Source organism: Glutamicibacter sp. TV12E (genome assembly GCF_052441935.1).
Classification (GTDB): Bacteria; Actinomycetota; Actinomycetes; order Actinomycetales; family Micrococcaceae; genus Glutamicibacter.
This window is the reverse complement of the sequence record NZ_JBQVVF010000001.1, coordinates 1,826,194-1,852,571: the sequence shown is the minus strand read 5'-3', so window position 1 is coordinate 1,852,571 and position 26,378 is coordinate 1,826,194. Positions and strand designations below refer to the sequence as shown.

Here is a 26,378-nt window from a genome sequence, read left to right as displayed (position 1 = left end):
GATCATAGACTGGGCAAATGACCGCTTCACGCGAACACTTCCTGGACCTCTACGACCGGCAGCTGCGCACCGATGCCGAAACCCCCAGCGCGCTGCAGGTTCAGCGCCTGGGCCCGCTGCGCCTGGTGACCTTCGCCCACGGGCGAGGGTTCATCACCTACCCGCGGATCACCGGGCACGATCCGTTGCTGGCCGATCTGGCCGAAGAAGCGCTGGACTACTTCAGCTGCCAGCCACAGATCACGAAGGTGGAGTTCAAGACCCGCGGGCATGACTACGCCCCAGGGCTGGATCAGAAGCTGCGGGCCCTGGGCTTCACCGCCCAAGACCCCGAGTCGATCATGATCGGCGAAATGAGTTCGCTGTTCAGCGACCAGCCAGCGCCTTCCGGCGTGCAGCTGCGACAGATCAGCGCAGATCACGAGGTTGAGGCCATGTGCCGCATGGCTGATCAAGCCTTCGGGGAACCCTACGATCCGTCCACCACCCAGGCCCTGATCGCCCGGTTGGCCAAGAACGACGGCATGGAATTATGGGTGGCCAGCATTGACGGGCAGATGGTGGGCGCAGGACGGCTGGAGCCGGTGGCCAACACCGAATTCGCCGGGCTCTGGGGCGGCGGGGTGTTGCCCGGATACCGGGGACGTGGCATCTATCGGGCGCTGACCGATGCCCGGGCACGCAGCGCGGCGGGGAGCGGATACTGCTTCGTGCACAGCGACTCCACCGAATATTCGCGGCCCATCCTCGAAGCCCAGGGCCTGGTGAAGGTTTCTGCGACCACCCCGTACCTCTGGGAGCGCGCCTAGCTCTTGGCCGGGGCGATCACCGCGAACTCCGCACCGCCGCGATCGGCCAGCATCGCGGTGCGACCGAAGAAGGAATCCTGCGGCGCGCTGAGAACGCGCCCGCCCATCTCTTCGGCCAGGGCCGCGGCCCGATCGGCGTCATCCACCGCGAAGTAGCTGCGCCAGCCCTCGGTGGAGTCCTGGCCGGCGATGTCGTAGAGGCCGGCGGCCGCATCTGAGCCCTGGCCCAGCGTGTAGTAGCGGAATTCGGGGGAATCGGAGACCGGGTTTAGATCCCAGCCCAACGCCTCGCGGTAGAATCGGGCGGCGACCTCGAAGTGCTTGGTGTGCAGCTCATTCCAGACGCGGTGGCCGTGGCTGCGATTCACAGGGAAGCTGGCGGCTGCAAAAGCCTGCCAGAGCCCCACCCCGGCACCGGCTGGATCGCCGATCAACGCCACGGTACCCTGCCCGGGCATGGCCACCGGCTTCAGGTAGCTCTTGCCGCCATGCAGCTTGGTGGCGAACATCGCCGAATGGATATCGGCCACATTCAGGTAAGTGGTCCAGGCATCCGGCGCCTGGAACTCGGGGTCATTGGCCACCAAGCCGCTGACCGGCTCACAGTCGAGCAGCGCCACCAGGTAGCCATCGGATCTGTACTGGGCATCATACTGCCAGCCGAAAAGCCTCGAATAGAACTCGATGGCACCATCAAGATCACTGGTGAGCAAATCCGCCCAGCAAGGTTCGGCCCGCGGTTCCCTGGCTCCTGGCATCGCTACCCCATTCCGCGCTCAGTCCTGCTCGATGGGCTGAGTCTATTCCGGTTCCCCGCAGATCAGCAACGGATTCAAGGCACAAATAGGGATTATTACGAAACCGGATGCCTTGATTTGAACCGCGGTTCCATTACGCTTGTTTGTGACGCAGGGCACACTCCTATCCCTGCGGTATCGAGGAGACGTCAATGAGCACTTCCAATCTCACCCTCTCGGTGGCTGCAATTCTCGCCGAGGGCGCCACTCGCTATCCAGGCTTGATCGCCATCACCATGAATGGGCAGAGCACCACCTACCGCGATCTCTGGGATCAGACCAGGGCCTATGCCGGGGCGCTGAAAGAGCAGGGCATCTGCGAGGGCGACCGGGTCGCCGTGCTCATCCCGAACGTCACGGACTTCGCCCGGGCCTACTACGCCATCCTGTCCCTGGGCGCCACCGTGGTGCCGATCCACGCGCTGCTCAAGGCCCGGGAAATCTCCTATGTGCTCGAAGATGCCGATGCGAAGCTGCTGATCTGCGCCGCCGGCCTGCTGGGCGAAGGCGCCAAGGGCGCGCAGCATTCCGGGGTCCGGCTGCTGACCGTCATGGACCCGGATGCCAGCGCCGGCAACCGGCTCGAAGACCTTGCCGCCCAAGCCACCCCGATCACCACCTACCTGCCGCGCCGGGCCGAGGATATCGCCACGATCCTCTATACCTCGGGCACCACCGGCAAGCCGAAGGGCGCCCTGGGAACGCATTTGGCGCTGATCGAGCAAACCCACTCAACGCTGCTGAACACCATGGAGATCCGCCAGGGCGACAGGCTCTTTGGCGGGCTGCCGCTGTTCCACACCTTCGGCCAGACCTGCGTGCTGAACACCGGCCTGCGCATTGGCGCCGAGGTGATGCTGCTGCCCAAGTTCACCGCCGAAGCGGCCTTGGACCTGGTGCTGGATGCGGGCATCGACGTGTTCTTCGGGGTCCCGACCATGTACGTGGCGCTGCTGGAAGCCGGTGCCCGACGCGAGGGCAAGCCGGAAAAGCTGCGCTATGCGATCTCCGGCGGCGCCTCGCTGCCGCTGTCGGTGCTCAACGCCTTTGAGCAGCGCTTCGGCTCGCGGATCCATGAGGGCTACGGGCTGACCGAAACCTCGCCGGTGGCCTGCTTCAACCATGTGGGGCGCGAACCTCGCCCCGGCACCGTCGGCACCCCGGTGTGGGGCGTGGACGTGGAGATCGCCGATCCGGCCTATCCCGATGAAATCCGCCTGCTGCCGCGCGGGGAACTGGGCGAATTGGTGGTGCGCGGGCACAACCTCTTCTCCGGCTACCTCAACCGCCCCGACGCCACCGCCGAAGCCGTGGTGGACGGATGGTTCCGCACCGGGGATCTGGGCACCAAGGACGAGGATGACTACCTGCGCATCCTTGATCGCACCAAGGACATGATCCTGCGCAATGGCTATAACGTGTATCCGCGCGAAATCGAGGAGGTGCTCACCAGCCATCCGGAGGTTTCCAATGCGGCGGTCTACGGGGTGCCGCATGAGGTACATGGCCAGGAGATTGCCGCGGCGGTGACGCTCAAGGCTGGTTCTTCGCTGAGCCCCGAGCAGCTGGGCGGATGGGCCCAGGAGCAGATGGCCGCCTACAAGTACCCGCGGCATATCCAGATCGTCGACCAGTTCCCGCTCGGGCCTTCGGGCAAGATCCTCAAGCGCGAACTGATCGCGCAGTTCAAGATCGGGTAGCTGGCCGGAAGTCGGGGGCGCGGTGCGCCGCGAAGGCCGCCCGCCCCTCGGCCAGGTCCCGGTTCTGCGCATTCTCTTCCCACACGGAGTCCCACCAGCCATCGCTTCCCTCGCCAGCGACCGCCAGCGCGATGGCTTCCTTGGTGCGCTCGATCGAGTAGGGCGAATTGGCCTGCACTTCTTCCAGCAGCTGCGCCAGCTGGGTTTCGAGTTCGGCCTGTGGCACCACCCGGGTGAACAGGTTCCAGCTGCCAATCTCCTCGGCCGGCAGCCGGGCCCCGGAAAACAGCAGGTACTTGGCGCGGTGCTCCCCCACGGTGCGCACCAGCCGCTCAATGCCCGGGCGCGGGAAGAGCAGCCCGATCTTGGCCGGGGTGATCGCCAGGCGCACCTGGTCGCTGGCCAGTTGGATGTCGCAGGCCGAGGCCAGTTGCCATCCTCCGCCATAGCAATTGCCTTCCACCACGGCGATGGTGGTTTTGCCGCAGGCCAGGATGCTGCGGTCCACCAGATCGAAGTGGTTGATCAGCGCCCCCTGTTCGTCGGTGTCGAAAAGCACCCGGTCCATCTGGTCGATGGCGATGCCCGAGCAGAAGCTGGAATCCGCTCCGCGCAAGACGATGGTGCGCACCGCGGGATCGGCCGCCAGGGTGGCGAAGGCGCCGACCAGCTGCAGGCACATGTCCTTGGTCAGCGCGTTATATTGTCCGGGATTATCCAGCAGGACGGTGGCGGTTGAGTCCTCGATGCCCACCAGGACTTTCGCTTCGCGAGTCATAATTGCCTCCCTGCCCAGAACTGCAGTTTTATCGGCACAGGGTGAAAAGGCGCCTGCCCCGTACCAGCAATCTATCGCTGGTACGGGGCAGGCGCACGGACTTTGCAGGACTGTTACTTCACTGCCAGTCTCAGGAAAGTGACCGAGTGGGCCGGAACCTCGTAGTCAAGGCCCTCGCTGCCGGCCTTGACCTTGAACTCCCTTGGCACCACGTTGGTCGGATCCTCCTTGGTGTTCTGCGCTTCAGGGGCGGCTACCAGTTCAGTGGCCCTTGCCGTGGAACCGATCTTGACGCCGTCCACCGAGATCTTCGTCTGCGATGCCATGGCGGTCGGGTTCACCAGCTTGACGATCAGCTCGTCGGTGGCCGTATCCCGCGTCACCACCTGGTAGAGCGGCTTGGCGGCCGGCTCGGTGTACTGGAATTGGAATTCTCCGTCCAGATAGAGCTTGATGGTATTCCCATCGACCACGATCTTCACCTGGTAGTCCTTGCCGGTTTCCAAGCTGAGATTGGGACCTGCCGCCACCTCGCCTTGGCGTGCCGAATCGGCCCGTTCAAGCACCGATCGGGTGTTGCCCCAGCCTCCGAGGTTCCACCAGTAGAACTTGTCCGCGGCCCCGGCGGCAAAGCCGATCAGGAAGCCTTCCTTGCCAGCGTCCTTTCGAGCGGTCAGTTCAACCGTGTAGTTCTTCCAGTCCTTGTCATAGGCTCCACTGACCAGGGTTCGGGCGTCTTCGATCCCGGTATCCGACTGCACATAGCGACCGTCCTGGATCTCCCAGTTGCCTCGTTGGGCTTCCCAGTTGGAATCGTCGGAGAAGTCGTCGCTGAACAGCTCCTGTCCGGAACTATTGTCGGTGACCAACACGTTGTCGTATGCGGTTTTCGTCTGCCAGCTGCTCAGGAAAACCCCTCCCGAGAGATCAGCCGCGGTGGAACTCTTGCCGCTGAGCTCGGAAGGCACCACCTGATCGCCCACGTTGTTCATCCACAGCTTCTGGTTGTAGTAGTTCGCTGAGCCCCACGACTGGTCGTTATCGAACCACATCATGTCAGGGGCCCATTGGACATAGTCCTCGTTGGCGAACATCGGTGCGTAGGAGGCAAGCTTGACCACATCCGAGTTGCGTTCAAGGCCGGTCATGTAGGCGGCTTCCGAGAGCGCATTGGCGAAGGTGTTGCCCCGTGAGGCATACTCGCCAAGGAACACTTCCGGGCCGTTGCGGTCATAGGAGTCGTAGCGCTCGTCGTTGCCCAGGAACCACGACGGGTCGTTGTAGTAGTGCTCATCGACCATATCCACGCCCTGGTCCTTGTTGAACTTCCACAGTTCGTCAAATCGGGTTCCAGTATCATCCGGCCCGCTATTGGAAATGATCGTGATGTCGGGATATTCAGCGGCAATGGCGTCGCGGAATTTCGGGAAGTTCGCTTCAAAGGTCTTGGTGACTTCCTCGTTGCCCAAACCGATGTACTCCAAGTTGAATGGCTCGCTATGGCCCAGTTCCGCGCGCTTGGCTCCCCAAGTGGTGTCGGTGCCTCCGTTGGCGAATTCGATCAGGTCCAAGGTGTCCTGCACCCAGCGGTCGATGCGTTCCTGATCAGTCATTTCAGGAATTTTGGAACCGCATCCGTTGGCTCCGACGGAGACTACCGGCAGCGGGGTGGCCCCCAGGTCCTCGGCCCATTTCAGATATTCCAGGTAGCCGATGCCATAGGACTGGTTGTAGCCCCAGAAGTTCCAGTTGGCCGGACGTTCTTCCACTGCGCCAATGGTTTCCTTCCACTGGAATGTTCGCTGGCGGTCCTGGCCATCTGATTCCAAGTACGTGTCGAAGGTTCCGACGTTGGTCACGCAGCCGCCCGGGAAACGCAGGAAGCTCGGATTCAGGTCGGCCACTTTTTCTGCCAGATCCTTGCGCAGCACGGATTTTCCATTCACCGGGCCCACCCAGGTCTCCTGGGGGAACAGCGAAATCATATCCAGCTTCACCGATCCAGCCGCAGTAGCAGACAGTGCCAGCCGGCCGGCAGCTACAGTGTCCTTGGCCTTGATCGTGGCGGTGTACTTCTTCCATTGGTCGCTGCCGTCCACAGCGATGGTGGCGACGCCATAAATCTTGGAACCAGTGGCATCTGTGAGCTTGACATCGAGTTCTTTGGCTTCTGGCGAGCGTGCGAAGACGCTGAAGTCGTACTTTGCGCCCTTCTCCAGGGCAAGGCCCTCGTTGTAGGAGAGATTTCGTATTCCATCGCCCGGCGCTTGGGCCTCCAGCTCAAGATAGGCGCGATTGGCGTCGTTGAGCCACTGCTCGCGCTCGGAACTGACGTGGATGCCAGCTTCGCCTACCGTTTCCCATCCGGTCAGCGCAGTGAATTCCTTGTTGTCGGCGGCGCTGAACTCGAAGGAGCGGTTGCGCACCATTTCTGCGTAGAGCCCGCCGTCAGCGGCGTAGTTGATATCTTCGTAAAAGGCGCCGTACATCGTGTCGCTGATCTCATGCGCGGTGGCGTCGCCATCGATGGACAGCTGTTGCTGCCCCAACTGACCGGAGCCGAGGGTGAAGCTCACGGCATCGGCCTTCGATCCCAGGCGTAAGGAACCATTTTTATGTCGCACTGCCCATGCTGCTTGGCCATCAGTTGCATCAGCCAGGCGCAGTTGGCTTTTTCCGCCACTTGCATCAACCAGCCGCCATGCAGTGCCAGCATCCTTGGTCAGTTGCAGTTTTCCCTTTTTCACGTCCACGTTGCCCGCCGGGGCTGACAGGACCAGTGGATGCTGGCCATCAGGGCCGGAGCTTGCAGCCTCGGCCGCAGTGAATCGCAGTGCCGAGCTGGGCCTGGTCTTGCTCAGCTCCAGCCGTTGCTTCTTATCGGCCGCCAGGAAACCCAGCTCCTTGGCGGGCTCCAGGGTGAACGGACCATCCGGGACCAGGTCCGCTGGACCTGATTCGTTGAGCCAGAAGCTGTCGAAGGAAGCCGAATGGCCGGTGCCGTCTTGGGCGGCGAGCGCGTACAAGCCGACTTTGGTGGCATTCCAATCCACGCTGAAGCTTGCGGCCTTCGCCCAATTGCCTTCTGCATCGCCGTAGGAAACGGTGATTTCCTTGCCCTTGCGGTCTAAGCGCAACCACTCGGTGGTTGATTCGGGACGCGCGGTGAACTGGGAAGCATAGCTTCCCGCCGATTCGGCGGCGCTTTCAATTACAACTGGCCCGCCCGGAGCGCTGGAGACATGCGCCAGGCCCGCACGCACGTAGTTGTCGAAGTCTTTCCAAGCCAGGAGCCCCGCGCCTTGGAAATCCTTGGATACCGGAGCGGTGAGGTGGGTTGCCACCGAGAAGTCGCCCGCGGGGACATCGACCATGAACAGGTTCTTGGCGTCATTCGAATCCTGCCAGGTGTCCCCTCGCTGGGAGGTCAGGGTCAGCGCCGAGTCCTTCAGCTGCCATGCGCCTGCTTGCTCGTTGATGATGGAGAATCTCTTATCAAGTTCGGCCCCGTCGAATTCCTCGCGGAAGGTGCCCGCTGGAAGTTCAGGGTCCGGGCCCGGGACCACGGGTCCCGGGGGGTCTGGCTCCTCGCCGGGAGGGTAGGCTGCGATCAGCGCCTGCTGCTCTTGGGCAGTGATCGGCAGGACCGTTCCGTGACGCGGGCTGGTGGGCAGCTTCGCATCGGGAACACTGGTCCAGTCACCTCCGGCCAGGTCATCGGTTTCGAACACCATGTAGCCATTGCCGCCATGGTATGAAGGCTGGTCGATCATCAGATACCAGCTGTCATCGGTCAGCGAGGGGAACATGGTCGGCCCCTCGCCCGAAGTGAATGTTCCTCCCCACGGGTTCGGCTGGCCTACGCCGATATGCTCCGTGATCATGTCCCATCCATCGCCTTCGCTCACTCCTTGGGTGCGCAGCAGCTCAGGGGAGGACTCCATGCGCACGCTCATGTCGCCCTCGTCCTTAGTCAGGCGGTAGTAGGTATCGCCCACCTCGGCGACAGTGGAGTCGATCATCCCGAGCCCCGAGCCTTGGCGTTCGTCGATCCACACCTTGGGTTCGGAGAAGTCGACGAAATTAGTGGTGGTCGAGTACATCATGCGCTGATAGGAGTCCGTGATATCGCGCTGGTCGGCGGGAACATCATCGGGATAGAGCGCTGAGGCCCAGTAGACGATGTACTGGCCGGTAGCCTCGTCCCAATGTGCCTCCGGAGCCCACAAATTGCCGGAGTTCTCCGGAGCCAGCTTGACTTCGCGCTGCTCCGACCAGTTGATCAGATCCGACGACTCCCAGATCATCAGCGAATGGCTTCCGGTTTCCTGGGCGTCGCCAAAGGTGCCACCGCCGTACATCTTCAAATCCGTGGCCAGCAGATAGTACTTGGAGCCGTCCTCGGAACGGATCAAGAAGGGGTCGCGCAGGCCCTTGGTTCCCAGCGTCGATTCCAAGACGGGTTCGCCATTATTGAGGGTGTACCAGCTATTGGGATCATCGCCCTGCGAGACAGCCAGGTGGATTTTCTCTCCGTCGTCGGTGCTTTCACCGGTGAAATACGGGAAGACGTAGGCTGAATAATCAGCAGCTGATTCATCTGCATCTGAGGTGGCAAAAGGCAAGCTCGGCCTAGCCAGTTGTGGAACCGCGGCCAGTGCCGAGGCGGGAATGGACAGTGTCACGAGCAGCGCCAATGGCACCGCCCATCGTTTACGAGGATGCATCACTTACTTGAACCTCCATGAGGTAGTTCGACGTGCTAACGTCGTGATGACGAGGACGGGTTCTGGCAAAAGACACCGTTCTCGCAAAGGGATATTCGCCGCCGAGCGGCGGCTGGATATGGTTCAGGGTTCGGCACGGTCGTGCCGAACCCTGAACCTTTTCCGCTACGGCACTAGGTCCTCCGCAGGGAAAGTATTCGCTGCAGGATCACGAAGATCAGCAGCAAGACACCGATGACGATCTTGGTCCACCAGGAACTGAGCGTTCCTTCGAACGTGATGATCGTTTGGATCAGCCCAAGCACCATGACGCCCACGACTGAGCCCGCGACAAACCCCATGCCGCCCACGAGCAGCGTCCCGCCGATGACCACTGCCGCAATCGCGTCGAGTTCCATGCCCACGCCGGTGAGCGCATATCCTGAGCGGGAAAACATCGCGAACAGGATACCGGCCAGCGAGGCGCAAGTGCCGGAGATGACATAAACCATCACCTTGGTGCGGGCTACTCGCAGCCCCATCAAGGTGGCAGAATGCTCGCCACCGCCGACCGCATACACGGTGCGACCAAAGCGCGTGCGGTGCAGCGTCCACCAGGCCCCGGCAACGACGAGCAGCGCGATGAGCACGGCCGCGGTCAACCGCCATCGCCCGGCCGCCAGGCCCCAGTTGGTCAACGCGGTGAAGCCCTCGTGCCGGATTGGCACCGATTCTGGCGCGAAGATGAAGCACAGGCCGCGGGCCAGGAACATCCCAGCCAGGGTGGCCACGAACGGTTGCACGTCGAAGTATTGAATCATCACTCCCATGCCCAGGCCGATGAGCGAGCCGGCCAGCAAGGCTGCCGGCAACACGAAGGCCAGTGGGACTCCGGCCTCCAGCAAGGTTGCTGTGATCACCGAGGACAAGGCCAGGACCGCGCCGACCGAGAGGTCGATGCCTCCGGTGAGGATAACGAAGGTCATGCCCGTGGCAAGCACAATGAGGTGCGCATTATTGATGAAGAGGTTGGAAATCACCGCCGGCGAGAGGAAATTCTCGTAGCGCAGGCCGCCGACCAGCAGCATCAGGAGGAAAACAATGATGGTGCCCAGCACCGGGAGGTAGCGCCGGTCCAGCGAGAGCCGCAGCGAAGCGCGGGGCGTGGTGGTGGCAGTTGCGGTGCTCATGCGTTGACCTCCTGGAAACGGCGGCGCTCACGCAGTCCGGCCAGCATGGCGCGCAACCGCGTGGACATCATCAGTGTTACCGCGATGACGACAATGGCCTTGAAGAGCGAGGTCACCAGCGGCGATACCCCCAACACCGTCACCGTCAGGCTCAGTGTCGTAATGATGAGCACGCCAATTAATGTGCCCGAAAGATTGAACTTGCCTCCGGCCAATGACGTGCCGCCAATCACGACAGCCAGGATCGCATCGAGTTCGATGAACAGGCCAGCGTTGTTTGCATCGGCGGCCATGGTGTTCGCAGCGAAGATCAGCCCGGCCAGACCGGAGAGCATTCCGCAAAGGACATAGACGGTGAATACGAGTGTTTTGGATTTAACCCCGGCAAGGCGGCTGGCTTCAGGGTTGATGCCCACGGATTCCAGCAGCATGCCCAGGGCGGTGCGGCGCACCAGGAGCGCTACCACGATATAGACCCCGTAGGCGATGATGGCGGCCACCGGAAGCCCCAGCAAGAATCCGGACGCCAAAGTGCCAAAAGGCGCGCTGGCTACCGTAGTGATCTGGCCATTGGTGATCAGCATGGCGATGCCGCGGCCGGCTGTCATCAGGATCAGCGTGGCAATGATGGGCTGGATGCCGAAATTTGCCACCAGCATGCCGTTAAAGCATCCCAGCACGAAGCATAATCCCAGGGCCACCACGATGGCGCCCAGCGCCGTGCCCGGCGATCCCGGATGCTCCGAACTGGCGATGAATGTCAGGGCCACGGCTCCGGCAATGGCAACGGTGGCCCCAACTGACAAGTCGATGCCTCGGGTTGCGATGACCAGCGTCATGCCCAGGGCCACCAGCAGCAGCGGCGCGCTATTGCGCAGGATGTCGATCGGGGCGCCGAACAAATGCCCGTCCAGGACGGTGATGCCTAGAATGTCAGGGCGCCTGATGCTGCAAGCCAGCAATAGTGCCGCCAGCGCGGCCAGCGGCCAGAACAGCCGGTGTTTGAATATGCGGATCATTTGTCTTCTTCCCCGGAAGCGATGATTTCAATGAGGCGTGGCACGTCCACGTCTGGGTTGCTGGGTATTTCGGCAACCTTCGCATGGTCGCGCATCACGACAATGCGATCCGAGAGGCGCAGGACTTCTTCCAGCTCAGCGGAAATGAAGACCACCGCCATGCCTTGCTCGGCCAGTTCTGAAACAAGGTTCATAATCTCGGTTTTCGCGCCGATATCTATGCCTCGCGTGGGTTCATCCAAAATCAGCAGTTTCGGAGCAGTAGCCAGCCATCGTGCCAGCAAGACTTTTTGCTGGTTTCCGCCCGATAGGTTCTTGAGCAGCGCTTGGGGGTTGGCCGGTCGTATTCCGAGCGCCTTGATATAGGCTTCAACGACCTGTGATGCCTTGGCCGCTGGCATTGGGCGGGTCCAGCCACGAGCGGCTTGCAGTCCCAGGATGATGTTCTCGGCCACGGTCAGGTCGCCGACCACGCCTTCGCCCTTGCGGTCCTCGGAAGTGTAGGCGATCTTGTGCCCAAGAGCTTGGCGCGGGGTACGCAATTTTGCCGGTGCCCCCTGCAGATTGATCGATCCCTCGTCGGCCTTATCTGCGCCATAGAGCAGTCGAGCCAGTTCAGTTCGCCCAGAACCCAGCAGCCCTGCCATTCCGATGACTTCGCCGGGATAAAGTTCCAGGTCGAACGGTTGCACTGCACCCTTGCGGCCCAGGCCTACGGCCTGCAGCAAAGGCTTGGCATTTTCGGCACGCGAACCGCTGGAGTTGCGCTCGTTGGCTTGACCTACCTGCGCATCCGGGGTGCCGGCGATCATCAGCGAGACCAGTTCCCGTTGCGGCAGCTCGCTGGTGAGTCGTTCTTGGACCAATGCACCGTTGCGCAAAACCGTGATGCGGTCCGAAATGGCGTAGATCTGGTCCAGGAAGTGCGAGACGAACAGGATTGCCACGCCATCTTGGCGCAGCTGGCGCATGACGTCGAACAGCTGTTCCACTTCATCGGTATCCAACGATGAGGTGGGCTCATCAAGGATCAGGACCTTGGCGTTGACTACCATGGCGCGGCTAATCGCCACGAGCTGCTGGACCGCCAAGGAATGGGATCCCAAGGAGCTGGCCGGGTCGATGCTGAGCCCCATCCGCTTGAGGAACACTGTGGCTTGGCGACGCATGCTGTGCCAGTCCAGGCCGCCGAAACGACGCGGTTCGCTGCCAAGCATGATGTTTTCCGCGACGGTCAAGTTAGTGCACAGGTTGACTTCCTGGTACACCGTGGAGATGCCATGCTCCCGCGCATCGGCCGGGCCGTTGAAACGCGCTGAGGCCCCGCTGACCGTGATGCTGCCAGCAGCAATCGAGTTCACTCCGGTCAGCGCCTTGATCAGCGTGGATTTTCCCGCGCCGTTCTCTCCCATGAGGGCGTGGACTTCGCCAGGAAAGAGCCTGAAATCAACGTTGTCCAGGGCTTTGACGCCGGGGAACTCCACGGTGATTCCGGTCATCTGGACTACCGGTAAAGTTGGTTGGTGCTCAGGGATATCGGCCGCGTTCGGCCGCTGTTGAGGTTCTGATGCAATCATTAACATGCCTCTATGGGTGCGTGATCTGCTGCTAGTTGATGATCCGGCGCACAGGAGTGCCATGCGCCGGATCATGGCGCACTTGGCGCTTAGTACTTGCGCTCTGGCAAGGCCTTGGCAGCCTCGTCCTGGGTGAAAGCGGCGTCTTCAACGACGATGCGCTTCTCCACCGTTTCGCCAGCGACTACCTTCTTTGCGATCTCGGCAAGGTCCTGTCCGAGGAGCGGATTGCATTCGACGATGTAGTTGATTTTGCCGTCGGCCAGGGCCTGCATTCCATCCTTGACTGCGTCAATGGTGACGATCTTGATGTCCTCGCCCGGCTTCTTACCCGCTGCCTCGATGGCCTCGATAGCGCCCAGGCCCATATCGTCGTTGTGCGCGAAGACGAGGTCGATGTCGTCATGCGAGTTCAGGAACCCTTCCATGACCTGCTTGCCACCGGCGCGGGTGAAATCGCCGGTCTGGGAGTCCATGATCTTGATGTCAGTGCCGGCGATCGCCTTTTCGAACCCTTCCTTGCGGTCGATGGCGGGGGCAGATCCTGTCGTGCCCTGCAGCTCTACTACGTTGAGTTCCTCATCCTTGAAGTTTTCCGCTACCCAATCGCCGGCGCGCTTGCCTTCTTCTACGAAGTCAGAACCGATGAATGAGGCGTAAAGCGAGTCATCCGCGGTGTTGACCGCACGGTCGGTGAGGACTACTGGAATGTTGGCATTTTTCGCTTCCTGAAGCACTGCATCCCAACCGGTCTCCACTACGGGTGAGAAGGCCAGGACATCTACGCCCTGGGCAATGTACGAGCGAAGCGCCTGAATCTGGTTTTCCTGCTTCTGCTGGGCATCGGAGAAGCTGAGCTTGAAGCCGTTGGCCTCGGTGAGGGTGTCCTGGATGTCCTTGGTGTTCGCCGCCCGCCACCCCGATTCAGCGCCAACCTGCGAAAAGCCGATGGAGATCGTTTCCGAACCGCCACCAGATGCGGCGGTTCCGCCAGAGTCCGAGCCTGAGCAGGCGCTCAAAGCCGCCATTGCGGCAACAGAAAACGCAGCAATTCCTGCGCGTAAAAAGGTCTTTCGCTTCATTGAGATGTCCTTCTCGTGGGTCCCCGCCGACTGTCGAGTGATTGATTCCGAATGCGGGATGCCTGTGTCGGTGATCACAATGTTAGCGCTAACAATTTCACCTTGGAAGAGCCTGGGTGAATTTTCTTTTTTTGTTACGGAATTGCCCCAAATGCGTGAGCCTCCGAAATCAAGGCCCAACGACTAGGAGATCTAGAGAAAAAGTTAAAAACCCAATGGAATTATTCGGTCGATAAATACGCTGGGCAAGGTTCTAGGCTCGATTCGTCATGTCCCGGGGTCAAGGGAGCCTATCGTGGCAGTACGCCAACGCAGTCTATTGACCAACCCAAAGATATGAGGGGCGTACTGGCATCCACAGAACGCTTTAGCTTGGCCCATCTGCCATGCGACCATGCTCGATGCGCTGATGGCTACAGGGCAGCATTCCGGGATGAGCTTGCATGATGATCAGCTTTGGTATCACCGTATGCCTCACTCCCCCAGACTGCAGTTGCGCAGCCTGCTCGCCGCGCAGGAAAACCGAGGGCACTTGCTGAAGGCCACGCATTCGTTCCCGTGCCACACTAGGTGGGTGGATACACAGATTATTTACACAATTCTTGCTGGAATATTGCTCGTCATTTCGGCGCTGGGCACGATCTTCCCGGTCCTGCCCGGCTCCCTGCTGACCATCGGTACCCTGCTGGCCTGGGGCTGGCTGCTCGGCTCGCCGGCCTCGTGGTGGGCCGCCGGCTTGGGCATGGCCATCGCGGTGCTGGGCTGGTCCGCTTCGGCGGTGCTCACAGGAAAAAAGCTCAAGGAACATCAGGTCCCCAAGGGATCCATCCTCTTTGCAGTCGTCGGGGCCATCGCAGGAGCGTTCATCATCCCGGTACTTGGACTGTTTATCGGTTTTGCAATCGGGCTCTTCGCCGGGGAAAGCGTGCGACGCCGGGAAATCTCCGGTGCGTTCAACTCCTCGTGGGCGGCGCTGAAGGCCATGGGCCTGGGCATCGTGGTGGAGTTCGGCTGCGTGCTGCTGGCCTCTTCCATCTGGGTCATCGGCCTGATTGCGCACTTCGCGACCCGCTAGATCCAGCCCATCTCACGGGCGTAGCGCGCCGCCTCGATGCGATTGACTGTGCTGGTTTTGCCGATCGCGTTGGACAGGTGGTTGCGCACGGTTCCGACCGACAGATGTACCGCGGAGGCAATGTGCGAAACCGGTGAACCCGAGGCCGCCAGCGACAGGATCTCTCGTTCTCGCCCGGTCAGCGGGTTGCTGCGGGCCCCCACGCTGAGCATGGCACGTTGCGGATCCACGACCTTGTCCCCGCAATAAACCCTGCGGATGGCGGCAACCAGCTCTTCCGGCGGCGAGTCCTTGACCAGAAAACCGTGGGCACCGGCTTCGAAGGCCTGGCGGAAGTAGCCGGGACGGTCAAAGGTGGTCAGGATCAATACCTTCACCCCCGCGTGGCTGGCCTTGAGTTCTGCCGCGGTGCGCAGCCCATCTTGCCTCGGCATCTGCACATCCAGCAAGGCGATATCCGCCGGGTGCGCATCAAGGGCAGCGCCGACTTCGTCACCGTCGGCGCATTGCGCGACGACCTGGATATCTTCTTCGAGGTTCAGCAAGGCAGCCAGCGCACCTCGGACAAGGTGCTGGTCATCGGCGATGAGTATCCGGATCATGCTTCGTTCCCTTTCGTGCCAAAAGCGACCTGCACGCTGGTTCCGCCCAGCCGCGATGCCCCTACTGTGCAAATGGCGCCAAACTGCCTGGCGCGCTCTTGCATTCCCCGGATGCCATGGCCTGGCGTGCTGGCCTGCAGGCCATCGCCGTCGTCGTCGACACTGACTTTTCCTGGTTCCAAATGCAGCACGATGGTGCTGGCATGGGCGTGGCGCAGCACGTTCGTGACTGCTTCGCGCAAGATCCATGCCACATGCGAACGCAGCGCTCCCGGCACCTCCTCGGCGGTTCCTGCCACGCTGAATTCCAGGTTGTTGTCGCTGCAGGCCTGCCGCAGCTCAGACAGTTCCGCGGCAAGATCCTGGCGGCTGAGCCCCTGTACCGTGGTGCGCACCGAATCCAGCGCGTCCACGGCCAAGGCACTGAGCTGCACGAGTTCGCCGCGGGCCTGGGCATACTGCTCCTGGTCCATCAGGCGCAGGGCCAGCTGCGCCTTCAAGTTCAAAGCGGTCAGCGAATGGCCGATGCCATCATGCACGTCCCTGGCCACCCGTTCCTGCTCGGCCACCAGAAGGTAGTCGCTACGGATCTTTTCCGCCGTGGCCGAGCGCTGGATGGCGGCCACGGTAATGGCGTACACCACCATCAGCACGAGGTTCAGGCCGATCAGGAAGATCGCGTCCATGAACTGACCGAAGATGATCGGCAGCGCAAAGCTGAGCACCAGCACCGCGGCATAGGAAGCGATGGCCCATTTCCTGTTCAGCAGGAAGATCGCGAAGGAAGTGATGAAGGGGAAGAGGCCCATGGCGGTCACCCCGATGACCGGGATGCCCAGGGCGACGATCGCGCAGAGGACCAGGAAGTTCGCCTGCGCCCGGCGAGCGCTGGTTCCACCCTGCCCGATCGTCCAGGAGAACGCCGCATAGGACTGCAGGTAGACGGCGGCAAACAGGGCGATCAGTGCCAGGCCGATGATCCGGATGGGCAGCGCATAGTCGTCCAGAAGCAGGTCCAGAACCGGGAAGACCAGGAAAATCACCCAGACGCCGGCAATCAGCCAGCCCCGGCGATCCCAGAATTTCTGGTCATCGTCGAAGCCGCAAGGCAGATCATCTGCTGCCCCCGCGCCGGGCAGTGCCTGGCTCATTGGCGAGCCTTGGCCTTCCTGGTGGCGAGAACCGCGAAAAGAACGAAAATGAGTGCCCATGCCACTAGGTTAGCGGTCGGGATCCATAATGCATCCGGTGCCATGTCCACTCCCGCAGGCATGTCCTTGAGCAACGGGTAGCGGGCCAGGGCTACGTAGCCGTACATCGGGGTGAAGCGGGCCGCGTCGAGCATGCCCCCTTCCAGGGGCATGAAGACGTTGCCGAAGAACGCGAAGAACACCATCAAGCCCGAGGCCAGGCCCAAAGCTGATTCGGATTTGAACACCATGCCCACCCCGATGCCGTAGCAGGCAAAGACCATGGCACCGAGCAGGATGATCAGGTAGCTCGCGCCCCAGATCCAGCCTTCTTGGACTTCGGCTCCGGTCGCGGCGCCCAGGGCGAATACCAGGGCCGCCGAAGCGCCGGCGACCGTCGCGGCAACGATCATCTTGCTGCCGACGAACATTGCCGGCGGCATTCTGGTCAAGGCGATCTGCCGGCCCCATCCCTGCATGGTTTCGGTGGCCACGGTGCCGGCGATGGCCACCGTGCTCACCGCCGCACCGTAGGCGGCCATGGAAATCATCAGGTAGAACTTCACATTTCCGGCGCCCAGCTCGAATTCGGTGTAGCTGGGGATGTTTCCGAACAGGATGTACATTGCCGCGGGCAGCAACAAGGCGAAGATCAGGTTGTACCCGTCGCGCAGGTGCCGCGCGAATTCCACGCGGATATAGGTGCTCATCATGATGCGTCCTTGGTTAGCTGGATGAAGGCGTCTTCCAGGCTCGGCGAGGATATTTCCAGGTCGTAGCCCTGGTATTCGGTGAGCAGCGCGGCTGCGAAACGGTCAGAATCCGCGCTGTGGAAGGCAACGCGCAACCCGTTGCGCTCGGCCACCTGCACCGAGTCGCCAAAGGCCGCGGCCCGGTCGGCATGTTCCGGCGAGGGGAAGGAAGCGCTGACCGTGCGGCCGGAGATGAGCTTGCGCAGCTCTTCGGTCGCACCATCGGCGACGATGCGCCCTTGGCTCATTAATATGGTGCGTTCGGCGAAGTTCTGGGCTTCTTCCAGATAGTGCGTGGCGAAGATGATGGTGCGTCCATCGGTGGCTTCGGCGCGCATCGTGGCCCAGAAGTCCCTGCGGGCCATCACATCCATGCCCGCCGTTGGCTCATCGAGGATCAAGACATCCGGGTCGGGCAGCAGAGCCAGGGCGAATTTGATGCGTTGCTGCTCCCCACCGGAGCATTTGCCCACCCGCCGCTTGGCAATCTTGTCCAGCCCGGTGCGTTCCATGACCTGGCCAATGCGATCTGCCTTTTCATGCATGTGGGCGATGACGGACACCGTCTCCTTGACGGTCATGTCGCGCAGGAGCCCACCGGTCTGCAAAACGGCCGAGACCCGGCCAGCCAAGATCGCTTGGCGCGGATCCAGGCCAAGAATTTCCACTGATCCCCCGGTGGGTTGGGTCAGCCCCAGGATCATGTCCACAGTAGTTGTCTTGCCGGCTCCATTCGGCCCCAGGAAGGCCACGATCTGCCCGGCCTGGATCTTCAGGTCAATGCCCTTGACGGCTTCTACCTTGTTGCGCGGCGTCGAGAAAGTCTTTTTCAAGCCCCGGAGAGAAACCGCATCGGATTTAATTAGCGTTTCCATATTTGATAGTCTTCCCCGTTTGCCAGGTGGGCAGAAGAGCAGAATGTCATGCATTGCCCATGACGGATGTCATGGGCAGAAAATAGTTGCCCTGATTCAACCATGGAATTTATTGCCACTCGACCTTCTGTGAGCTTGGCAACGTGCCGCGCCAAGATGCCCGATGGCTCCTCGTGGCAATTTGGCGGAATCCCATGATCCATCTGGGCCAACGAACAAATTAGAGATTTTCTCCCTTGTGGCTGGGCAATCCGGCATCGGAGCTTCTGGATAGCCCTATGGGAAACTCACAGTGACTTCCCGTAGGATTTTTCCTGTGCTAGATCAATCTTCTTTTCTTTCCTTCGTGACGGACTATGCGTCGCCGACCGTGGGAGCGGCCTTCCTGCCAGACTGGCTGAACCCGGCAGTCTTCCTGAACAACCCAGAACTCGGACCATGGGTTGTCCTGCTGGTTTGCGTCATAGTCTTCGCCGAAACCGGATTGCTCGTGGGATTCTTCCTGCCCGGCGACTCGATGCTCTTCACCGTAGGCATGCTCATCGCCACCGGCACCATTCACGTACCCCTGTGGCTCTTTGCCCTGGCGATCTTCATCTGCGCTTTCGCCGGTGACCAAACTGGCTACATCATCGGCAGGAAGTCCGGCCCGGCCGTCTTCAACAAGCCGGAGTCGCGCTTCTTCTCCCAAAAGAATGTTGAACGCGCCCACGAATTCTTCGAGAAGTTCGGCGGCCGCGCAGTGATCCTGGCGCGTTTTGTTCCCGTCGTCCGCACTTTTGTCCCGGTCATCGCTGGCGTGGCCAAGATGGACCACAGGACCTTCGTCATTTTCAACCTGATCGGTGCAGCCCTCTGGGGCATCGGCGTCACGCTGCTTGGCTACTGGCTGGGACAGTTCACCTGGATCGAAGAGAACATCGACATCATCTTCATTCTGATCGTTCTCCTCTCGGTCATTCCGATCGGCGTTGAATTGCTCAAGGCCCGCAAGCCAAATAAGAAGATCGAAGACTAGTTCCTAGGCACTTCGGCGGCCAAATCGGCCGCCACCCCACTGTACGCCGTGGCGCATCAACCAATTTTCGCAAGGTTGAATTGTGCCGCGGCGTACTCCTTTGCAGACCAAATCCTCTCCCGCATCGATCAGGCGCATCGCTTCTGTGGTGGCCGGCCGCACCACATTCAGCAGGACTTCGCAGTCGCAATAACCGCCGAGTAGCCGCATTTTCTTCTCCAACGCGCTAGCTCGCGGGGCGCATTCATCACGATAAAAACTGAGCATCCGCAGGCTTCCATCGCAGGCGGCATCTGAGGCCGCCCGATATAAGTAGCAGGGCAGGCATTCATGAATCACAGGCCTGGGCAACTCGGACATCAGAACTCCTTGACGCAGTAGTGGCGAGGCCGGTTTTCCACCGTCCTCGCCACTACTGTCCAACGCCGGGTTCTCCCTGCGGCGCTTTGGGAAACGAACTGTGGACATCTAGCCCAGGGGCACGCTCCGGCGCAGAAAGGCGTCCACCCGCTCTAATGCTTCGGCCACGCGCTCATATCCCGCGGCAAATGACAGCCGGATGAACAGGTGGCCTTCGAAGGGGTCAAAGTCCCCGCCCGGCGTCAGCGCAACATGCGCATTCCTCAAAACCTCTTGGCAGAAGTCGCTGGCCGACCCAAAATGATCCAGCACTTCAGGGGTTAACCGGCCATAAAGGTAGAACGCGCCGTCCGCAGGCGCTGCTTGCTCGATGCCCAACTTCTCCAAGCTGCCGCGCACCAGTTCCCGGGTGCGCGCGAACTCGTCAACGCGCGCATTCGCTTCTTCCAGGCTCTGCTGGCTGAAGGCAGCGACCGCGGCACGCTGGGCCGGGGCGGGGGCGCAGAGGGCCAGGTTGGAAGCCAGCGCGTCCACGGCCCCCAGCAGGTCATCGGGAACGATCATCCAGCCCAAGCGCCAGCCGGTCATGCCCCAGTACTTGGAGAAGGAAGACACCACGATGGAAGTCCGCGAATACTCCCATGAGGTGTGCCCCTGACGCTGCGGGTCGAATTCGATGCCGTGATAGATCTCGTCGCTGATCAGCCGGATGCCATTGGCCTCGCACCACAAGGCCAGCTCCCGCAGCTCCTCGGCGCTGAACATCGTGCCGGTGGGATTATTCGGTGAGGCCACCACCAGCCCGTCGAGACGGCCATGATCCTTCTTGGCTTGTTCCAGATCCTTGATGGTGGGCTGGAAGCGTTGTTCGGCGGTGGTCGGCAGATCTGCCACCGTCAGGCCCAAAGCGCCAATGATATTGGCATAAGCCGGATAGCCCGGGCGGGCCAAGGCCACCACGTCGCCGGCGTCGAAGGCGGCGAGGAAAGAGAGCTGGAAGGCGCCGGAGGATCCGGTGGTCATCACGAAGTTCTTCGCCGGGATCTGCACGCCGTACCGGCGTTGATAGTGCCCGGCGAGGGCCTCGCGAATTTCGGCAAGCCCAGCCGTGGAGGTGTAGCCGAAGTCCGCATGCTTGCTGTGCAATTGCGCTGCCAGCTCGTTGACCGCGGCAGGTGCCCCGCCACCTGGCTCGCCAACGCACAGGGAGATCACATCGTGTCCGGCCTGGCGCATCTTCGCGACCTGCTCAACGATCTGCATCACTTCAAATGGTGCAACCTTGGCGCGCTGGGATACCTGCACTATTTGTCCTCACTGGTTACTGGCGCGGCGGGTCCGCACTGCCGGGCGAGACGCGATTCGACTCGATCACGCCATCCCGCGTCCCAGCATCCCATGCTACCCGGCTGCCTCCGCAGCCAAGCCGCGATGTCAACGGCTGGTGGCGCACCGCGCGCGAGACGGTCTTGGCCTTCGGCGCGAACGGGAGCATCAGGCCAACGATGATTTCGGCGATGGCCGGGAAAACTGGGGTCTTGGCCTTGTGGATCGCCCGGGGAGCCCAGAACAGGTTCCCCCGTGGCATGCTTGGTAATCGCCAGGCGACCGGGGAGACTGTAACAAGAGAATCCATGCTGCCCGGGCAGCAATCGGCTGAAAGCAGGAGAACCGTTGAACGAGCAAAAAGTATTCCATGCCGTCGTTGGCAAAGAGGGCGGCTGGTGGAACATCTGGGTCCCCGAATTGGACCAGGTCACCTGCACCAGAAAGTCCCGCAAGGTCGCCGGCTACACCCGCACGCTCATCGCGGCGATCCTCGGCATCCCGGAGTCTTCCTTTCGCGTGGAGCGCGAACTGGTCAGCGCGGCAGAATTCGAGCGCCGCTATACCGCAGCAGCTCGTGGCACCGATGCGCAGGAAAAACTGTAGGACACGACAAGAGCGCGCAGCCGTCCCAATGGCCGAGCCGGGGCCCCTCAGCTGCGGACTGTGCCCGAAGGTTGAAGGCGAATGGATTGCCTGCCTCCGCACTGGCAGCCGCACGCCAGTGGAATCCCGAAGCGCCGGTCACGGCCTCAGGACAGCTCGCGTTCCTTCACCGGGTGGCGCGAGAGAATTGAAATCCTGTTGAACGCGTTCATGGCGACAGCAATCCACTGGATCGCTGCCACCTGCTCGTCGGTCAGGACCAGGCGGGCCGAGGCCACCGCGGCAATGCGCTCTTCGGGCTTCGGCAGATAAGTGGCGGCCTCGGCAATGGCCAGCGCCGCGCATTCCTCTTCGCTGAACAGGCCGCCGCATTCATCCCAAGTGCGCAAGAGGTTGATGCGCTGCAGGCTCTCACCAGCAGCCAATGCCTTGCGGGCATGAAGGTCCAGGCAATAGGCGCAGCCATTGATCTGCGAAACACGCAGATTCACCAGCTCTGCGGTGCGGTCGCTGATACCAGCGGCGCGGTAGGACTTAGCCACTTCGATGGAGAACTTTCCAATCGAGTTCCACAGCTCTGGGTTGGTCTTATCAAGGAATAACGGGTCTGAAACGGCCATGGGAAAACCTTACCCCGCGCGGCCCGTCCCCCCACTCCGGATTACCCGGGCAAAGCACAGCGGAGACCAGAAAACTGGTCTCCGCGATGAATGCTACTTGTCGCCGTCAGCTGCCAGCTGGCCGCAGGCGCCGTCGATTTCCTTGCCACGGGTATCACGCAACGTAGTTGGCACGCCGAGCTCATCGAGGCGGCGAACGAACTTCGAGGTGATGTCCGGCTCGCTGCGGGTCCAGATGGAACCCGGCACCGGGTTCAACGGAATCGGGTTCACGTGTACCCAGCCGCGGCCGCGGGCGTTCAGCTTCTTGGCCAGCATTTCTGCACGCCACTCGTGATCGTTCATGTCCTTGATCAGCGCGTATTCGATGGACACTCGGCGACCGGTTTTAACGTAGTAGTCGTACGCGGCGTCCAGCGCTTCGTCGACCTTCCAGCGCGAGTTCACCGGGATCAGCTCGTCGCGCAGCTCGTCATCCGGTGCATGCAGGGACAGCGCGAAGGTCACAGGGACGTTCTCGTCGGCCAGCTTGCGGATGGCAGGAACCAGTCCCACGGTGGAAACGGTGATGCCACGGGCGCTCATGCCCAGGCCTTCAGGGGCCTCGGCGACCATGCGGTGCACGGCGTTCATGACGCGCTTGTAGTTCGCCAGCGGCTCGCCCATTCCCATGAATACGATGTTGCCAACGCGCTCGTCCGGGTGCTTCTGGCCGCCCAGTCCGCCTTCGGCAATCACGCGGTTGGCCTGGACGATCTGGTCCAGGATTTCCGCGGTGGACATGTTGCGGGTCAGGCCTGCCTGGCCGGTGGCGCAGAATGGGCAGTTCATGCCGCAACCGCACTGCGAGGAGATGCACAAGGTGATGCGGTTTGGATAGCGCATCAGCACGGACTCGACCAGTGAACCGTCGAAGAGGCGCCAAAGGAACTTGATGGTCTTGCCATCATCGGTTTCCAGGCGCTTGACCTCGGTCAGCAGCTTGGGGAACATGGCTTCGGCCAGTTCCTCGCGGCGTTCCTTGGGAAGATCGCTCATCTTCGCCGGGTCGGTGGTGTAGTGCTGAAAGTAGTGCACGGAGAGCTGCTTGGCGCGGAAGGCAGGCAGCCCCAGTTCCTTCAGCTTGGCCTGGCGCTCGGCCAGTGACAGGTCGGCCAGGTGCGTTGGCGGCTGGGAAACGCGGCGCTTGGTGGCGAACTGCAGTTCCGGACGGCCATCGGCACCCATCTCCTGCTTCCAGCCCTCAGCGGTGGGAACGACCTGGGCACGGCCCTCGGCGTTGGCTCGGGACTTGGAGATGCGCAGCTGCTGGGCGCGCTGGGCCGCGGCCTGCTCGGTGCGCAGTGCCTTGCGTTCGTCAGCGGAAAGTGGGGTGGAATCGATGGAAGTCATTGCTACCCATTGTTTCATGCATCTGTTCGTTTTTGGCGGTGAGTTTGGGCACGCGCAGCACTGCCCCGATGCTTGGACGAGAGCACCGGGGCAGTGAAGCACTTATTCGTACTGCGACCAGGACCGTTGATGAACCAGTGCGCCTTCGGCGTCGGACAGGTCGAACTCGTACCCCAATTCCGCGTCGACCAGTGATCCCGACTCAACCATCGCTGCGCGAGTTCTACGAAGCTCCCGGTAGCCTTCTTGCCGCTCGTCGGTCTTCTCCACCTCGCCGTGGCCTTCCATGGCAACGTCGATGTTGTAGGTTTTGCCCCAGATCGGCGATCCGTCCTCAAAGGCGCCCAGATAAACCCGGACTTCTCCGCTCATAGTTCCGGACGTCAGTTTCTTGTTGACGCCAATATCGAGGTCGTACCCATACATGCCAACGATGTCCAAGACTTCACATCCGCTGTCCGGATCCCACGACGGCGGCGTGCCTGCGGGGCAGTCGAAATTCACTACCGCAACCTCTCCCTTCCCCTGTGGCCAGCTCATGAAGTCAATGAGATGTGCGTTGCCGTCGAAGCCTTCCATTTCACCGACCACCGACTGCTCAGCTTCCAGCCAGCTTCTGGAGTCTTTTTCTGCCGGCGCAGCGACGGCGGGCGGCACCGCTGCCAGCGCCAATGCACTGGCACCTGCAGCTGCCAGTATTCTGCTGCTGATTCTTCCCATGGTGTGGTTTCCTTTCGATGCACTATGCATCCGCTGCATAAGGTGCGGGGACCCAACCATTGTGCAGTTCAAAAACCATTAATCCTATAGATGGAAATAATGGTTATCCAAGCGTGACCCCTTCCGCGCCCCGGCGCTGATCCCTGCGCGATGCGTGAGGACAAGTCAGCGCGAAAGCCTCGAGGTGCTCTCAACAACACAGTCGTCCGACGCTGAAAGTTCGAAGAGTCCTGCATTCCCCGTTTCAACTAGTCAGAAATCGTGGGTGGCGGAGAATGCGCGAAGTTCTCGGCCGACCGCAGTGCAGCTCACTGGCGTAATCGGGCTGTGTCGCAGATGCAATACTTCTGTGATTCCAGCGCGGAGGCGATTCCGCTCAGGACATGGTGAAGCTTCTGGCTGCTGCATCATGGATGCGCGGAGCAGATGACGCCAGCTGGAACACCGCATCACGCACCGGGAGCATGAAGGAAGGAACGGGGCGGCCCAGCAGCATATTGAGCTGTGCTCGGCGTGCCGCAGCACGGGCGGCCCGGAGCTGCATTGCCGAAAAACCCTCCACCTGCCGCACCCCGGCGACGACCTCGGAGAATCTCTGCGCATCAGCGAAACCAAGGCAGAGGCCCTGCCCGCCAATGGGGCTGATCTGATGGGCAGCATCACCCAACAGGACTACCCGGCCATGGACCATGGAGGAGACAAAGCGAGAGGCTGTGCCGAATTCGCTGAACATGCTGCAGTCTTCCGGATCAACAGTGAATCCGGTGCGCCGTGCCACTTCCACGGCAAGCTGCTGAGCTGTTCGCGGGTTCGAGCCGCTTCCGGTGCGCACCACCCATCGCCGCACGCCGCTGGGCAGCGGGAAAGATTCGACGATGCCGCAGGAGTGGAGAAACAAGGCCGCGGTGTGCTGCAGATCTGTGGCATCGGGAAAATCCCCCATGCTGTAGTGGTCCTTATGCGCCTTCCCTGTGAATGGCACTTGCAACTGGGTGCGGACCGTTGAATGCACCCCATCGGCGCCAACGAGCCAGCGTGCACTATGGGTCGTGCCGCCGGCAATGAATTCCACGTGCGAATGCGACGCGTCCAGCACTCGTTCAAAGGTGCAGCTGGCCGATAGTGCCTCGGGAGCCAGCTGGGCAAGCCTGTCACGCAGCAGCCCCTCGGTTGCGACCTGCGGCAGGGACAGGATCTGTGGATAGCTGCCGCCGACGACGCCGAAATCCATGGACCCCACGAGGAGGCCGCGGGAAATTCCGATGCCCCGCATGATCGGCACCCCCTGTTCCTGCGCCGTCCGGCCGACCCCTGCCAGCTCAAGAATCCCCTGCGCCGGAGGATGCAGCCCGATGGCCCGCGAATGGGAACTTGGCGCACTGCGCTGCTCGAAGACCCGCACGCTCTTTCCGCGCAGCGCCAACAGCACCGCGAGGCACAGGCCCACTGGACCGGCCCCGATAATTGCTACATCATCGATCACACGCGGGCCGCCAGATCAACAGGTTGCGGTAGGGGCTGGCCGCCTCGACGTCCCACCCGGGCCGAGCCCGCTGGACTAGTTCAGCGACGGTGAAGCTGCGGCGGATGGAGACCAGCCCGTCGCGCCGGATGAAGGAGGTTCCAGACAACGGCAGGGTGGCTGCCCCGAACAGGGCCAGCGCCAGCCCGGAGCGCCGGATGTCGCTGTGCACCGCCACGACCGAACATAGCTTTTCGGTATCCTCCATGAGCTGCTGCAGTTCGGTCGCATTCAGATGGTGCAGCAGATGATTGGAGAGCACCACGTCGAAGAGCTCACCGTCGGCCGCCAGCTGCGAACTTCCCAGGGGCAGAAACTCCACGGCTGGCTCGCGAATCCCACGGCGGCGGCCCGCCGCGCGAGCGAAATCTATGGCCCGTTGGTCCGGGTCGATGCCGCATACCGTGACCTGCAGCCCGTCGGCGAGCGCCCAGCGGTACAGGTTCACCGCGATGTCTCCGCCGCCGCAGCCAATATCAAGGATTCTTGCCCGCTTTCGCTCACTCAGCACAGGGCGGATGAATAGTTCGTAATTCTTCCGCCACCCGCTCACCGCGCGGTTCACCAACGGGAACTGCGCGTAGGTGCGCCGCAGCAGCAGGGCATCGCAGTCGGGCCGGTCCATCTGCTCGCTGGCTTGCGGATCGCGTTGCATGGCCCGG

24 protein-coding genes are annotated in these 26,378 nt (G+C 61.7%); 5 read left to right on the top strand and 19 right to left on the bottom strand.

Annotated elements, in window-relative coordinates; all coding sequences use genetic code 11:
- Positions 1–17: 17 nt before the first annotated feature.
- Positions 18–809, top strand: coding sequence for a GNAT family N-acetyltransferase (locus tag ACT7DV_RS08680; protein ID WP_444661834.1), 792 nt, complete (start codon positions 18–20; stop codon positions 807–809).
- Here the strand turns inward: ACT7DV_RS08680 and ACT7DV_RS08675 are convergent.
- A complete protein-coding gene (locus ACT7DV_RS08675; RefSeq protein WP_444661832.1) occupies positions 806–1,567 on the bottom strand; it encodes a VOC family protein in 762 nt (253 codons plus the stop codon). The two genes, ACT7DV_RS08680 and ACT7DV_RS08675, sit on opposite strands and share 4 nt — an antisense overlap.
- A 191-nt stretch (positions 1,568–1,758) precedes the next feature.
- Here ACT7DV_RS08675 and ACT7DV_RS08670 point away from each other — a divergent pair, with 191 nt between their 5' ends.
- Entirely contained in the window at positions 1,759–3,306 is a 1,548-nt protein-coding gene (locus ACT7DV_RS08670) for a long-chain-fatty-acid--CoA ligase (protein ID WP_444661830.1), read from the top strand.
- Here ACT7DV_RS08670 and ACT7DV_RS08665 read toward each other — a convergent pair.
- The 6 genes from ACT7DV_RS08665 to ACT7DV_RS08640 all read right to left on the bottom strand — a co-directional run bounded on the left by ACT7DV_RS08665 (position 3,293) and on the right by ACT7DV_RS08640 (position 13,658).
- A complete protein-coding gene (locus ACT7DV_RS08665; protein WP_444661828.1) occupies positions 3,293–4,084 on the bottom strand; it encodes an enoyl-CoA hydratase/isomerase family protein in 792 nt (263 codons plus the stop codon). The two genes, ACT7DV_RS08670 and ACT7DV_RS08665, sit on opposite strands and share 14 nt — an antisense overlap.
- A gap of 113 nt (positions 4,085–4,197) precedes the next feature.
- Positions 4,198–8,811: an alpha-L-arabinofuranosidase C-terminal domain-containing protein gene (locus ACT7DV_RS08660; RefSeq protein ID WP_444664811.1), complete on the bottom strand. Its 4,614-nt coding sequence runs from the start codon at positions 8,809–8,811 to the stop codon at positions 4,198–4,200.
- A gap of 173 nt (positions 8,812–8,984) precedes the next feature.
- Positions 8,985–9,980 carry a galactofuranose ABC transporter, permease protein YjfF gene (gene yjfF / locus ACT7DV_RS08655; RefSeq protein WP_444661826.1) on the bottom strand — a complete coding sequence of 332 codons (996 nt, stop codon included), beginning with the start codon at positions 9,978–9,980 and terminating at the stop codon, positions 8,985–8,987.
- Positions 9,977–10,999 carry an ABC transporter permease gene (locus ACT7DV_RS08650; protein ID WP_444661824.1) on the bottom strand — a complete coding sequence of 341 codons (1,023 nt, stop codon included), beginning with the start codon at positions 10,997–10,999 and terminating at the stop codon, positions 9,977–9,979. The genes yjfF and ACT7DV_RS08650 overlap by 4 nt, the downstream gene beginning before the upstream one ends.
- Entirely contained in the window at positions 10,996–12,582 is a 1,587-nt protein-coding gene (locus ACT7DV_RS08645; RefSeq protein ID WP_444661822.1) for a sugar ABC transporter ATP-binding protein, read from the bottom strand. Before ACT7DV_RS08645 ends, ACT7DV_RS08650 begins: the two co-directional genes overlap by 4 nt.
- A gap of 83 nt (positions 12,583–12,665) precedes the next feature.
- Positions 12,666–13,658, bottom strand: coding sequence for an ABC transporter substrate-binding protein (locus tag ACT7DV_RS08640; RefSeq protein ID WP_444661820.1), 993 nt, complete (start codon positions 13,656–13,658; stop codon positions 12,666–12,668).
- A gap of 574 nt (positions 13,659–14,232) precedes the next feature.
- Here ACT7DV_RS08640 and ACT7DV_RS08635 point away from each other — a divergent pair.
- Complete coding sequence (locus ACT7DV_RS08635) at positions 14,233–14,733, top strand: DUF456 domain-containing protein (RefSeq protein WP_444661818.1); 501 nt, start codon at positions 14,233–14,235, stop codon at positions 14,731–14,733.
- Here the strand turns inward: ACT7DV_RS08635 and ACT7DV_RS08630 are convergent.
- From ACT7DV_RS08630 to ACT7DV_RS08615, 4 genes are read right to left on the bottom strand one after another with little or no spacing between them, the layout of a single operon-like run.
- Complete coding sequence (locus ACT7DV_RS08630) at positions 14,730–15,335, bottom strand: response regulator (protein WP_444661816.1); 606 nt, start codon at positions 15,333–15,335, stop codon at positions 14,730–14,732. The two genes, ACT7DV_RS08635 and ACT7DV_RS08630, sit on opposite strands and share 4 nt — an antisense overlap.
- Positions 15,332–16,486 (bottom strand): sensor histidine kinase, encoded by a 1,155-nt coding sequence (locus ACT7DV_RS08625; protein WP_444661814.1) that lies wholly within the window; start codon positions 16,484–16,486, stop codon positions 15,332–15,334. Before ACT7DV_RS08625 ends, ACT7DV_RS08630 begins: the two co-directional genes overlap by 4 nt.
- Positions 16,483–17,238, bottom strand: coding sequence for an ABC transporter permease (locus ACT7DV_RS08620; protein WP_444661812.1), 756 nt, complete (start codon positions 17,236–17,238; stop codon positions 16,483–16,485). The genes ACT7DV_RS08625 and ACT7DV_RS08620 overlap by 4 nt, the downstream gene beginning before the upstream one ends.
- Positions 17,235–18,152, bottom strand: a complete 918-nt coding sequence (locus ACT7DV_RS08615) for an ABC transporter ATP-binding protein (protein WP_444661811.1) — start codon at positions 18,150–18,152, stop codon at positions 17,235–17,237. Before ACT7DV_RS08615 ends, ACT7DV_RS08620 begins: the two co-directional genes overlap by 4 nt.
- 346 nt (positions 18,153–18,498) lie before the next feature.
- On the opposite strand from ACT7DV_RS08615, the gene ACT7DV_RS08610 reads away from it, so the two are divergent.
- Entirely contained in the window at positions 18,499–19,170 is a 672-nt protein-coding gene (locus tag ACT7DV_RS08610; protein ID WP_444661810.1) for a DedA family protein, read from the top strand.
- A gap of 3 nt (positions 19,171–19,173) precedes the next feature.
- Here ACT7DV_RS08610 and ACT7DV_RS08605 read toward each other — a convergent pair whose 3' ends face one another.
- The 3 genes from ACT7DV_RS08605 to ACT7DV_RS08595 all read right to left on the bottom strand — a co-directional run bounded on the left by ACT7DV_RS08605 (position 19,174) and on the right by ACT7DV_RS08595 (position 21,118).
- A complete protein-coding gene (locus tag ACT7DV_RS08605; protein WP_444661809.1) occupies positions 19,174–19,530 on the bottom strand; it encodes a DUF2695 domain-containing protein in 357 nt (118 codons plus the stop codon).
- A 108-nt stretch (positions 19,531–19,638) separates the two neighbouring features.
- A complete protein-coding gene (locus ACT7DV_RS08600; protein ID WP_444661808.1) occupies positions 19,639–20,835 on the bottom strand; it encodes a pyridoxal phosphate-dependent aminotransferase in 1,197 nt (398 codons plus the stop codon).
- Between the two features lie 16 nt (positions 20,836–20,851).
- Positions 20,852–21,118, bottom strand: coding sequence for a hypothetical protein (locus tag ACT7DV_RS08595; RefSeq protein WP_444661807.1), 267 nt, complete (start codon positions 21,116–21,118; stop codon positions 20,852–20,854).
- Between the two features lie 86 nt (positions 21,119–21,204).
- Here ACT7DV_RS08595 and ACT7DV_RS08590 point away from each other — a divergent pair, with 86 nt between their 5' ends.
- Positions 21,205–21,462 (top strand): hypothetical protein, encoded by a 258-nt coding sequence (locus tag ACT7DV_RS08590; protein ID WP_444661806.1) that lies wholly within the window; start codon positions 21,205–21,207, stop codon positions 21,460–21,462.
- 146 nt (positions 21,463–21,608) lie between these two features.
- Here the strand turns inward: ACT7DV_RS08590 and ACT7DV_RS08585 are convergent, their stop codons facing one another.
- The 5 genes from ACT7DV_RS08585 to ACT7DV_RS08565 all read right to left on the bottom strand — a co-directional run bounded on the left by ACT7DV_RS08585 (position 21,609) and on the right by ACT7DV_RS08565 (position 26,371).
- A complete protein-coding gene (locus ACT7DV_RS08585; protein WP_444661805.1) occupies positions 21,609–22,082 on the bottom strand; it encodes a carboxymuconolactone decarboxylase family protein in 474 nt (157 codons plus the stop codon).
- A 93-nt stretch (positions 22,083–22,175) separates the two neighbouring features.
- Positions 22,176–23,474: a 23S rRNA (adenine(2503)-C(2))-methyltransferase RlmN gene (gene rlmN, locus ACT7DV_RS08580; protein WP_444661804.1), complete on the bottom strand. Its 1,299-nt coding sequence runs from the start codon at positions 23,472–23,474 to the stop codon at positions 22,176–22,178.
- Between the two features lie 102 nt (positions 23,475–23,576).
- A complete protein-coding gene (locus ACT7DV_RS08575) occupies positions 23,577–24,194 on the bottom strand; it encodes a hypothetical protein (RefSeq protein WP_444661803.1) in 618 nt (205 codons plus the stop codon).
- Between the two features lie 376 nt (positions 24,195–24,570).
- Positions 24,571–25,677 (bottom strand): FAD-dependent oxidoreductase, encoded by a 1,107-nt coding sequence (locus ACT7DV_RS08570; protein ID WP_444661802.1) that lies wholly within the window; start codon positions 25,675–25,677, stop codon positions 24,571–24,573.
- Positions 25,667–26,371, bottom strand: a complete 705-nt coding sequence (locus ACT7DV_RS08565) for a methyltransferase domain-containing protein (protein WP_444661801.1) — start codon at positions 26,369–26,371, stop codon at positions 25,667–25,669. Before ACT7DV_RS08565 ends, ACT7DV_RS08570 begins: the two co-directional genes overlap by 11 nt.
- Positions 26,372–26,378 lie beyond the last annotated feature (7 nt).

What these genes read in the sequence shown, in the direction of transcription:
- ACT7DV_RS08680 (WP_444661834.1), top strand. Translation starts at nt 18, where the DNA reads ATGACCGCTTCACGCGAACACTTCCTGGACCTCTACGACCGGCAGCTG.
- ACT7DV_RS08675 (WP_444661832.1), bottom strand. Translation starts at nt 1,567, where the DNA reads ATGCCAGGAGCCAGGGAACCGCGGGCCGAACCTTGCTGGGCGGATTTG.
- ACT7DV_RS08670 (WP_444661830.1), top strand. Translation starts at nt 1,759, where the DNA reads ATGAGCACTTCCAATCTCACCCTCTCGGTGGCTGCAATTCTCGCCGAG.
- ACT7DV_RS08665 (WP_444661828.1), bottom strand. Translation starts at nt 4,084, where the DNA reads ATGACTCGCGAAGCGAAAGTCCTGGTGGGCATCGAGGACTCAACCGCC.
- ACT7DV_RS08660 (WP_444664811.1), bottom strand. Translation starts at nt 8,811, where the DNA reads ATGCATCCTCGTAAACGATGGGCGGTGCCATTGGCGCTGCTCGTGACA.
- yjfF (WP_444661826.1), bottom strand. Translation starts at nt 9,980, where the DNA reads ATGAGCACCGCAACTGCCACCACCACGCCCCGCGCTTCGCTGCGGCTC.
- ACT7DV_RS08650 (WP_444661824.1), bottom strand. Translation starts at nt 10,999, where the DNA reads ATGATCCGCATATTCAAACACCGGCTGTTCTGGCCGCTGGCCGCGCTG.
- ACT7DV_RS08645 (WP_444661822.1), bottom strand. Translation starts at nt 12,582, where the DNA reads ATGTTAATGATTGCATCAGAACCTCAACAGCGGCCGAACGCGGCCGAT.
- ACT7DV_RS08640 (WP_444661820.1), bottom strand. Translation starts at nt 13,658, where the DNA reads ATGAAGCGAAAGACCTTTTTACGCGCAGGAATTGCTGCGTTTTCTGTT.
- ACT7DV_RS08630 (WP_444661816.1), bottom strand. Translation starts at nt 15,335, where the DNA reads ATGATCCGGATACTCATCGCCGATGACCAGCACCTTGTCCGAGGTGCG.
- ACT7DV_RS08625 (WP_444661814.1), bottom strand. Translation starts at nt 16,486, where the DNA reads ATGAGCCAGGCACTGCCCGGCGCGGGGGCAGCAGATGATCTGCCTTGC.
- ACT7DV_RS08620 (WP_444661812.1), bottom strand. Translation starts at nt 17,238, where the DNA reads ATGATGAGCACCTATATCCGCGTGGAATTCGCGCGGCACCTGCGCGAC.
- ACT7DV_RS08615 (WP_444661811.1), bottom strand. Translation starts at nt 18,152, where the DNA reads ATGGAAACGCTAATTAAATCCGATGCGGTTTCTCTCCGGGGCTTGAAA.
- ACT7DV_RS08605 (WP_444661809.1), bottom strand. Translation starts at nt 19,530, where the DNA reads ATGTCCGAGTTGCCCAGGCCTGTGATTCATGAATGCCTGCCCTGCTAC.
- ACT7DV_RS08595 (WP_444661807.1), bottom strand. Translation starts at nt 21,118, where the DNA reads ATGCCACGGGGGAACCTGTTCTGGGCTCCCCGGGCGATCCACAAGGCC.
- ACT7DV_RS08585 (WP_444661805.1), bottom strand. Translation starts at nt 22,082, where the DNA reads ATGGCCGTTTCAGACCCGTTATTCCTTGATAAGACCAACCCAGAGCTG.
- rlmN (WP_444661804.1), bottom strand. Translation starts at nt 23,474, where the DNA reads ATGACTTCCATCGATTCCACCCCACTTTCCGCTGACGAACGCAAGGCA.
- ACT7DV_RS08575 (WP_444661803.1), bottom strand. Translation starts at nt 24,194, where the DNA reads ATGGGAAGAATCAGCAGCAGAATACTGGCAGCTGCAGGTGCCAGTGCA.
- ACT7DV_RS08565 (WP_444661801.1), bottom strand. Translation starts at nt 26,371, where the DNA reads ATGCAACGCGATCCGCAAGCCAGCGAGCAGATGGACCGGCCCGACTGC.